Raw genomic sequence first — 8,554 nt, forward strand, 5'->3', positions numbered from 1 at the left:
GCTATGGACCTGACGATTCAACACTTTATTGCGCTTGCGCCGCTGCTGATTACCAGCCTCACCATCGTTGTGGTGATGCTGGCAATCGCGTGGCGCCGCAATCACTCGCAAACCTTTCTGCTTTCGGTAGCGGGTCTGAACCTGGCCCTGCTTTCCATTTACCCGGCCTTGAAAGTCGCCCCACTGGCGGTTACACCGCTGCTGCAGATCGACAACTTCGCCTGCCTGTACATGGCGATCATCCTCGCTTCTACCCTGGCCTGCGTCACCATGGCGCACGCCTATCTGGGCGACGCCAAGGTCGGGTATCCGGGCAACCGCGAAGAACTCTACCTGCTGATCCTGCTGGCAGCCGCTGGCGGCCTGGTTCTGGTAAGCGCTCAGCATCTGGCTGGCCTGTTCATCGGTCTGGAGCTGTTGTCGGTGCCGGTCTACGGTCTGGTGGCCTATGCCTTCTTCAACAAGCGCTCGCTGGAAGGCGGCATCAAGTACATGGTGCTGTCGGCTGCGGGTTCGGCCTTCCTGCTGTTCGGTATGGCGTTGCTGTACGCAGAAGCAGGCTCGCTGAGCTTCGAAGGTATCGGCAAGGCCATCGCTGCGACCGGCATGCCGAGCCCGATTGCCAGCCTGGGTCTGGCGATGATGCTGGTCGGCCTGGCATTCAAGCTGTCGCTCGTGCCCTTCCACCTCTGGACGCCAGACGTCTACGAAGGTGCTCCGGCTCCGGTTGCTGCTTTCCTGGCCACCGCCAGCAAGGTCGCGGTGTTCGCCGTACTGGTGCGTCTGTTCCAGATCTCGCCGGCCGCGAGCAGTGGCGTTCTGCAGGACGTGCTGGCAGTCATCGCAGTGGCCTCGATTCTGGTCGGTAACCTGCTGGCACTGACTCAGACCAACCTCAAGCGTCTGCTGGGTTACTCCTCCATCGCGCACTTCGGTTACCTGATGATCGCCTTGGTTGCCAGCAAAGGCATGGCGGTCGAAGCCATCGGCGTTTATCTGGCGACTTACGTGCTGACCTCCCTGGGCAGCTTCGGTGTGATCACCATGATGTCGTCGCCTTACAGCGGTCGCGATGCCGATGCGATGTTTGAGTACCGTGGTCTGTTCTGGCGTCGCCCGTACCTGACCGCTGTCATGACCCTGATGCTGTTGTCGCTGGCGGGTATTCCACTGACGGCTGGCTTCATCGGCAAGTTCTACATGATCGCGACGGGTGTCGAGTCCCAACTGTGGTGGCTGGTCGGTGCACTGGTACTGGGCAGCGCCATTGGCCTGTTCTACTACCTGCGCGTCATGGTCACGATGTACCTGGTCGATGCCAAGCTGCCGCGTCACGACGCAGCCTTCAACTGGGCGCAGCGAACCGGTGGCGTGATGCTGCTGGCCGTGGCGATCCTGACCTTCGTGCTGGGTGTCTACCCGCAACCGTTGCTGGATCTGGTGGTCAACGCAGGCATCCACATGCCGGGCTGATTGCCTGAACATAAAAAACCCTGCTATCGAGCAGGGTTTTTTTTCGCCTTCAATAAACCTATCCCGGCAATCGAACCGGTTTCTTCGCACCGCTGAACAGGCCCCAGGTGGAGATGAACAGCGCTGCAATCAATGGACCGATCACAAAGCCATTCAGACCGAATACCGACATCCCGCCCAGCGTAGAGATCAGAATCAGGTAGTCCGGCATCTTGGTGTCCTTGCCGACCAGAATCGGACGTAGCACGTTGTCTACCAGGCCAATGACAAACACGCCGAAAAGACCCAGCACAACGCCCTGCCAGATCATGCCACTGAGCAGGAAGTACAACGCCACAGGTGCCCAGACGATCCCCGCCCCCACCGCTGGCAGCAAAGACAAAAAGGCCATGATGACGGCCCAGAGCAACGCGCTCGGGATATCCAGCGCCCAGAAGATGAACCCGCCCAGCGCGCCCTGCGTCACAGCCACGACCACGTTGCCTTTGACCGTTGCACGCACGACACGGGTGAATTTGAGCTGCAGACGACGCTTCTGCTGCTCGGCCAGCGGAACCGCGTTGCGCATCTTGCGAACCAGTTCGTGACCGTCGCGCAGAAAGAAGTAGAGCAGGTAGAGCATGATGAAAAAGCTCACCACAAAATCGAAGGTTCCTTGCCCGAAACTGAAGGCCTGAGTCGCCAGATACTGGCTGCCCTGCATAGCGCCTTTGGCGATCTTGTCACGCAGTCCCTCAAGGTCGCCCATGCCAAGCCGGTCAAGCAACGCCTGCAGCGAGTGCGGCAACAGGGTCTTGAATTCAGCCAGATAGCCCGCGATATCCAGTTGCCCGGTCTCGACGTTTTTATAGAGCGTGGTGCCTTCCTGAACCAGCAACGCACTGATGATGATCACCGGCAGAATCGCGATGACCAGACAGATCATCAGCGTGCACAGGGATGTCAGGTTGCGTGACCAGCCAAATCGAAGCAACAGCCTGCGCTGAAGCGGCGCAAAGATGATGCCGAGGATAACGGCCCAGAATACCGCGCCGTAGAACGGCAGCAGAATCCAGATGAAGGCGATGGTCACCCCCACCAGTAGCAGAAGTAGTGTCTTGTATTGCTGTACGGTTTCGTTCATGTCCAGTCCATGTCATTAGACCGCGCATTGCGCGCGGTCTAGCTGTTAGTCAGCGGACAAACGTACGAGTGCCATGGGAAACGATGACAGCCGGGTCAAACCCGAAATTGGCCCACCAGTCCACCCAGACGTGAACCCAGTTCAGCAAGACTGCGCGACGTCTGCGCACTTTGCCGGGTTTCGTCCGCCACACTTTCGACCGCTCCGGCGATCTGGTGGACACTGCGATTGATTTCTTCCGCCACGGCCGTCTGTTCTTCAGCCGCACTGGCGATTTGAGCGTTCATCGAATTGATGGTCGCAATCAGCTCGCCTATCGTGCTCAGCGATAGCCCGGCCTCGTTGGCCTGGGTCGACGTCCCGTCACCCGCTTCGCTGGAGCGGCGCATGGCCGAGACGGCTTCCTGTGTACCGTGCTGCAGACGGTCGATCATCCCCTGGATTTCCTGCGTGCTCTGCTGAGTGCGGCTGGCAAGCGCTCGCACCTCATCTGCCACCACGGCAAAGCCACGACCCGCTTCCCCTGCTCTTGCAGCCTCGATGGCGGCATTGAGGGCCAGCAGATTGGTCTGCTCGGCAATGGAGCGAATCACACCGAGCACACTGACAATCGAGGAAACGTCCTGCTGCAGGCTGTCCAGCGATGTACCGCTCTTGCGGATGTCGTCCACCAGTGCGTGAATCTGCCGAATACTGCCATCGACGACACGCTTGGCGGTGCGCCCCTGCTCATCGGTCTGTTGCGCGGCCACCGAAGCGCCCTGCGCGCTCTTGGCGACCTCTTGTGCGGCGGCTGACATCTCGTTGATGGCGGTGGCCACTTGATCGGTCTCGTGGCGCTGACGCTCCATTGCGCTCTCTGAACGCTGAGCCTGTGACGACACTTCACTCACCAGCCCATTCAACTGCCCGGTCATTTCAGTGACCTGCCGAACCATCCCATGGATCTTGTCCACGAAACGGTTGAAAGACGTAGCAAGCTCACCCAGTTCATCGTTGCTGGTCACCGCCAGACGACGTGTCAGGTCACCTTCACCCGCTGCGATGTCATCAAGGTTGTCCTTCATCAGGCGCAACGGACGCAACAACGTGCCGGTCAGCAGCATGCCGGCGATGCTGATGACCACCAGGACCAGCAAAGTGATGCCGAGGATGCTGTAGAGCATCTCCTGCAGGCGCGCTTCAACGTTCTGCCTGACGACGGCAACCTGAGCATCGATGCCGTCCAGATTGACCGCAGAGCCTACCACCAGGTCCCATTTGGGCAGGTACTCGGTGTAACCGATCTTGGGCACTGGTTCGGTCTTGCCGGGCAGCGCCGAGGAATACATCACGTAATGGGTACCCGCCTTGCCGACGGCAACCAGTTCGCGATTGAGGTAGACCCCATTCGGATCGCGCACGTCATTGAAGCTCTTGCCCAGACCGTCGGGATTGGTACTTCTGAAAATACGGATGACCTGGGAATCGTAACCGAAGAGATAGCCATCCTTGCCGTAGGAGACTGCGGAGAGCAGCTTGATGGCCGTGGCCCTCGCGGTTTCGTCACCGGGAGCGGACGCCTCGTAAAGGGGTTTGATGGCAGTCATCGCAATGGCGACGTAGTTTTGCAGAGTGGTCTTGGCCTCGGAGAGCAAGCGCTCTCGCGTGTCGCTGACTTCTCGGTCAGCCTGCTGGTGCAACATGAACACTGTGGTCGCACTGATCACCAGCCCGAACATCAGAACCGGCAGTATCGCCAGTGACAGCACCTTGGCTTTCAGACTAAGACGCATAGGATTGGCCTTATGGTTATTTTTATAAAGTCAGGTATACCTCTCTGTTATCGGCGGCCGTGTCTGAACATTAAGACCTGTCCTGATTTTCTGTCAGGTTGAGCTGAAGACGCTTCAAGGGGCGGTTCGCTCGGGAAGATCGATCTGTACCCGCAGTCCATGCAGCGGGCTGTCGAGCAACTGGAGCTGGCCACCCCAGGCCTCCACGATGTCACGAACGATACCCAGACCGAGACCGTGCCCGGTGATCTGCTCATCCAGACGGGCGCCCCGGCTGAACACCTCTGCGCGTCGAGACTCCGGAATACCGGGACCATCATCGTCAATCAGCAAACGGAAGCCCTGATCCTGACGCAGGATATCCAGTTGCACCTCGCTGTCCGCCCACTTGCAGGCGTTATCCAACAGGTTACCCAGCAACTCGAGAATGTCTTCCCGGTCCCAGGGCAAATACATGCCACCTTGCACCTTGTTGACCAGGTCCAGATGACCGCCGTGAATCATGCCTAGCGTGGAGAAAAGTCCGGGCAACTCGGCGTCGCAATCAAAGCGCGCGCCAGGCAGCGCGTCACCGGAAAGCCGGGCGCGGTTGAGCTCGCGTTCCAGACGCAGTCGAATGTTTTCAAGCTGTTCCTGAAGCGTCTTGCGCAGCGCCGGGTTGTGGTCGAGCTGCTCACTCAACGCAAGACTGAGCAGCACCGCCAAAGGGGTCTTGAGCGCATGCCCCAGGTTACCCAGCGCATTGCGCGAGCGTTTGAGGCTGTCTTCGGTGTGGGCGAGCAGATGGTTGATCTGGGCAACCAGCGGCTCAAGCTCCAGCGGCACATGTTCGTCCAGCTGTGAGCGCTGACCTTGCTGAAGTTGCGAAATCTGTTCACGAACGGTTTCCAGCGGCCTTAACGCTCTGAAGACAGTCACACGCTGCAGCACCAGAACCAGTATCAATGCGGCAAGCCCCAGCCCCAGACCGATCTGCTGCATTCGGCGGAAACTGGCTTTGACCGGCGTGTAGTCCTGAGCCACGGTGATCGTGATCTTCTTACCGAACTTTCGGTATTCCGCAGTCAGCATCAGCAACGACTGACCTGTCTGGCCCAGTTCGAAATTGGCATGCAAACCGACAGGACCTGACTCGGGCAATTCGAAATCCCACAGCGAACGAGACCGCCAGTGACCTTGCGGCAGATCCATACGGAAGTAGTGTCCAGACAGTGGACGCTGATAGGCCCCTGAAAGACGATGATCATCCAGTTGCAGACCTGCAGGTCCGCGAACCAGCGCGACGAGCAGGTTCTCGCTTTCGTTACGCAGACCCGATTCCAGATAGCGCTGCAGGCCCAGTTCGAAGAGCCAGAGGCTGGTTTGCGCCATGACCAGTCCCACGACGACCATGACGGCGATCAGGCCCAGGCTCAACCGCCGCTGTATGGACTTCAACCGCCTGCCCCACCATATACATAGCCCTGACCACGTCGCGTTTCGATCACGCCTCGTCCCAGCTTGCGACGCAGGTGGTTGACGTGCACCTCGATCACATTGGAATCGCGTTCGTTTTCACCATCGTACAAGTGCTCGGAAAGATGGCTCTTGGAGAGGATCTGCTCGGGATGAAGCATGAAGTAACGCAGCAAACGAAACTCGGCCGACGTTAGCTGGATATCAGCACCATCAAGCGATACGGATTGCCGCCCCTCGTCCAGCTTCAGGCCTGCCGATTCCAGCGTGGAATGGTTGGCAAGCCCGTGAGAACGGCGCAACAGCGCCTGAATGCGCAGCTGAAGTTCTTCAGGATGGAAGGGCTTGGTCAGGTAGTCATCTGCGCCGGCTTTAAGCCCCTCGATGCGCTCGGACCAGGATCCACGAGCAGTGAGTATGAGCACCGGAATGGCAAGTCCACCGCTTCGCCATTGCTCAAGTACCTCAAGGCCAGGCATGCCGGGCAAACCCAAATCAAGAACGATGAGATCATAAGGCTCGCTGGCCCCCTGATAGACCGCATCACGTCCATCGGCCAACCAGTCAACCGCGTAGCCTTGCCGCCCGAGTGCGGCGATGAGTTCATCCGCCAGGGGTACGTGGTCTTCAACCAGTAACAGCCGCATCAATCTTCCTCGTCTTTCAGCAGTCGGCTATCGCGAGCGTCAAATTTCAGCTCACGAACAACGCCCTGCGGGGTCAGCAATTCGAATTCGTACACGTATACATCATGCTTTTCTTCAAGCTCGGCCTCGAGCAGCTTGGAGCCCGGGTGAAGGCCCAATGCATGCTCGATGAACTGCTCAAGAGGCAAGATGACGCCCTGCTGTCTCAGCCTTAGGGCTTCATCCTGATTCAGATCTCTGGCATACGCAAAGGAACAAACCAGGCTCAAACCAAGGATTGCGCAGAGAGGCTTGTCGACATTCATTAATTATCCTGATGATTCCGGAAGACGTGACCTGTGACGGCATCTATTTCGACGTCCCACTCAACGTTTTTAGCGTCCAGCAGCTCGACTTTGTAAACATACCTGCCGTACTGGTTCTTCAGCTCTGTGTCGATGATATTGGCGCCTGGATGCGTGGACAGTGCCTGGGCATCAAGGTGTTCGTAAGGCTGAAGCGTCCCCGCACTGCTCAGTCGCAAGACCTCGTCGGGATCAATGTTGCGTGCGTGGATCATACAGGCAGTCATTGAAAGCGCTAAAGCAGTCAAGAATGTGATCGGCATTTTCATTATTGGAAGGCTCCATGGCGGCCGATGCTTTTATGGCAACCATCATAACGCCGGGAACTTAATTCAAACTGAACACTTATGGCTAGGAGCCATCACCTTGAGGCGTTCAAACCGCCCTTACCTCTCCGCGATCATGGAGTTTCAAACCATTGCTGTTAAACTCGCGTACTGCATTTGTCGCATCAGCGATCGCCATTTTCCTAGAGCTAATACATTTTGGAAATCTTTAAAGAGTTTACATTTGAGTCAGCCCACCGCCTCCCACACGTACCGGAAGGCCACAAGTGTGGGCGCTTGCATGGGCATTCCTTTCGCGTGGGCATTCACCTGGCAGGCAAGGTAGATCCGCACACGGGATGGATACGGGACTTCTCTGAAATCAAGGCGATCTTCAAGCCTTTGTACGAGCGCCTCGATCACAACTACCTCAATGACATCCCGGGCCTTGAAAATCCGACCAGCGAGAATCTGGCGAAATGGATCTGGAATGAATTGAAGCCTCTTCTACCTGAACTCTCGGCGGTTCGTATTCACGAAACCTGCACAAGCGGGTGTGAGTACCGCGGAGAGTGATATCAAAAACCACCTTGAACAGGTGGTTTTTTTTGCCCTGAACATAGAGACGTCAGAGATATTTTCAGCCCCCAAAAACAAAACCCCTCACCGCGTGAGCGATGAGGGGTTCTGGAATTTAATCTTGACGATGACCTACTCTCACATGGGGAAACCCCACACTACCATCGGCGATGCATCGTTTCACTGCTGAGTTCGGGATGGGATCAGGTGGTTCCAATGCTCTATGGTCGTCAAGAAATTCGGGTACCGAAGCGTGCCGTGCGGCGCGATTCAGCAAATCGGGTATGTGATATCGGTGTCGTTCGTGACGCAAACTTTCGGTTCGTGTCGTCTTCACAGTCACCGCAATCTGTGCTCGTTCGAGTCGCAGATTGCTTGGGTGTTATATGGTCAAGCCTCACGGGCAATTAGTATTGGTTAGCTCAACGCCTCACAGCGCTTACACACCCAACCTATCAACGTCGTAGTCTTCGACGGCCCTTCAGGGAACTCAAGGTTCCAGTGAGATCTCATCTTGAGGCAAGTTTCCCGCTTAGATGCTTTCAGCGGTTATCTTTTCCGAACATAGCTACCCGGCAATGCCACTGGCGTGACAACCGGAACACCAGAGGTTCGTCCACTCCGGTCCTCTCGTACTAGGAGCAGCCCCTCTCAAATCTCAAACGTCCACGGCAGATAGGGACCGAACTGTCTCACGACGTTCTAAACCCAGCTCGCGTACCACTTTAAATGGCGAACAGCCATACCCTTGGGACCGGCTTCAGCCCCAGGATGTGATGAGCCGACATCGAGGTGCCAAACACCGCCGTCGATATGAACTCTTGGGCGGTATCAGCCTGTTATCCCCGGAGTACCTTTTATCCGTTGAGCGATGGCCCTTCCATACAGAACC

At 57.2% G+C, this 8,554-nt stretch carries 8 protein-coding genes and 2 rRNA genes (1 of these 10 running past the window's edge); 2 read left to right on the forward strand and 8 right to left on the reverse strand.

The window, feature by feature from the left end:
* The first annotated feature begins 3 nt into the window (after window positions 1-3).
* Window positions 4-1,473 carry an NADH-quinone oxidoreductase subunit NuoN gene (gene nuoN / locus CFBP1590_RS16325; RefSeq protein ID WP_004884637.1) on the forward strand — a complete coding sequence of 490 codons (1,470 nt, stop codon included), beginning with the start codon at window positions 4-6 and terminating at the stop codon, window positions 1,471-1,473.
* Window positions 1,474-1,531: 58 nt separating this feature from the next.
* Here nuoN and CFBP1590_RS16330 read toward each other — a convergent pair whose 3' ends face one another.
* From CFBP1590_RS16330 to CFBP1590_RS16355, 6 genes are all read right to left on the reverse strand, one after another.
* Window positions 1,532-2,596 (reverse strand): AI-2E family transporter, encoded by a 1,065-nt coding sequence (locus CFBP1590_RS16330; RefSeq protein ID WP_004884636.1) that lies wholly within the window; start codon window positions 2,594-2,596, stop codon window positions 1,532-1,534.
* Between the two features lie 95 nt (window positions 2,597-2,691).
* Window positions 2,692-4,371 carry a methyl-accepting chemotaxis protein CtpM gene (gene ctpM, locus CFBP1590_RS16335; protein ID WP_088235509.1) on the reverse strand — a complete coding sequence of 560 codons (1,680 nt, stop codon included), beginning with the start codon at window positions 4,369-4,371 and terminating at the stop codon, window positions 2,692-2,694.
* A gap of 114 nt (window positions 4,372-4,485) precedes the next feature.
* The gene (locus CFBP1590_RS16340; RefSeq protein ID WP_029241628.1) at window positions 4,486-5,808 is read right to left on the reverse strand and encodes a sensor histidine kinase; all 1,323 of its coding nucleotides are present in this window, start codon (window positions 5,806-5,808) and stop codon (window positions 4,486-4,488) included.
* Window positions 5,805-6,473: a response regulator transcription factor gene (locus CFBP1590_RS16345; RefSeq protein ID WP_029241627.1), complete on the reverse strand. Its 669-nt coding sequence runs from the start codon at window positions 6,471-6,473 to the stop codon at window positions 5,805-5,807. Before CFBP1590_RS16345 ends, CFBP1590_RS16340 begins: the two co-directional genes overlap by 4 nt.
* The gene (locus CFBP1590_RS16350) at window positions 6,473-6,778 is read right to left on the reverse strand and encodes a PepSY domain-containing protein (protein WP_004884624.1); all 306 of its coding nucleotides are present in this window, start codon (window positions 6,776-6,778) and stop codon (window positions 6,473-6,475) included. The genes CFBP1590_RS16345 and CFBP1590_RS16350 overlap by 1 nt, the downstream gene beginning before the upstream one ends.
* Entirely contained in the window at window positions 6,778-7,086 is a 309-nt protein-coding gene (locus CFBP1590_RS16355) for a PepSY domain-containing protein (protein WP_029241626.1), read from the reverse strand. Before CFBP1590_RS16355 ends, CFBP1590_RS16350 begins: the two co-directional genes overlap by 1 nt.
* Window positions 7,087-7,302: 216 nt before the next feature.
* Between CFBP1590_RS16355 and queD the strand changes: the two genes are divergently transcribed.
* On the forward strand, window positions 7,303-7,659 hold the full coding sequence (gene queD / locus CFBP1590_RS16360) for a 6-carboxytetrahydropterin synthase QueD (protein WP_004884620.1): 357 nt from the start codon (window positions 7,303-7,305) through the stop codon (window positions 7,657-7,659).
* A gap of 122 nt (window positions 7,660-7,781) precedes the next feature.
* Here the strand turns inward: queD and rrf are convergent.
* Together rrf and CFBP1590_RS16370 are read right to left on the reverse strand one after the other, a co-directional pair.
* Window positions 7,782-7,897: ribosomal RNA gene (rrf, locus tag CFBP1590_RS16365) — 5S ribosomal RNA — on the reverse strand.
* A 151-nt stretch (window positions 7,898-8,048) separates the two neighbouring features.
* Window positions 8,049-8,554, reverse strand: a 23S ribosomal RNA gene (locus CFBP1590_RS16370) (it continues 2,387 nt past the right edge of the window).

The sequence above is a fragment of the Pseudomonas viridiflava genome (assembly GCF_900184295.1).
Lineage (GTDB): Bacteria > Pseudomonadota > Gammaproteobacteria > Pseudomonadales > Pseudomonadaceae > Aquipseudomonas > Aquipseudomonas viridiflava.

What these genes read in the sequence shown, in the direction of transcription:
- CFBP1590_RS16345 (WP_029241627.1), bottom strand. Translation starts at nt 6,473, where the DNA reads ATGCGGCTGTTACTGGTTGAAGACCACGTACCCCTGGCGGATGAACTC.
- ctpM (WP_088235509.1), bottom strand. Translation starts at nt 4,371, where the DNA reads ATGCGTCTTAGTCTGAAAGCCAAGGTGCTGTCACTGGCGATACTGCCG.
- nuoN (WP_004884637.1), top strand. Translation starts at nt 4, where the DNA reads ATGGACCTGACGATTCAACACTTTATTGCGCTTGCGCCGCTGCTGATT.
- CFBP1590_RS16350 (WP_004884624.1), bottom strand. Translation starts at nt 6,778, where the DNA reads ATGAATGTCGACAAGCCTCTCTGCGCAATCCTTGGTTTGAGCCTGGTT.
- CFBP1590_RS16330 (WP_004884636.1), bottom strand. Translation starts at nt 2,596, where the DNA reads ATGAACGAAACCGTACAGCAATACAAGACACTACTTCTGCTACTGGTG.
- CFBP1590_RS16355 (WP_029241626.1), bottom strand. Translation starts at nt 7,086, where the DNA reads ATGAAAATGCCGATCACATTCTTGACTGCTTTAGCGCTTTCAATGACT.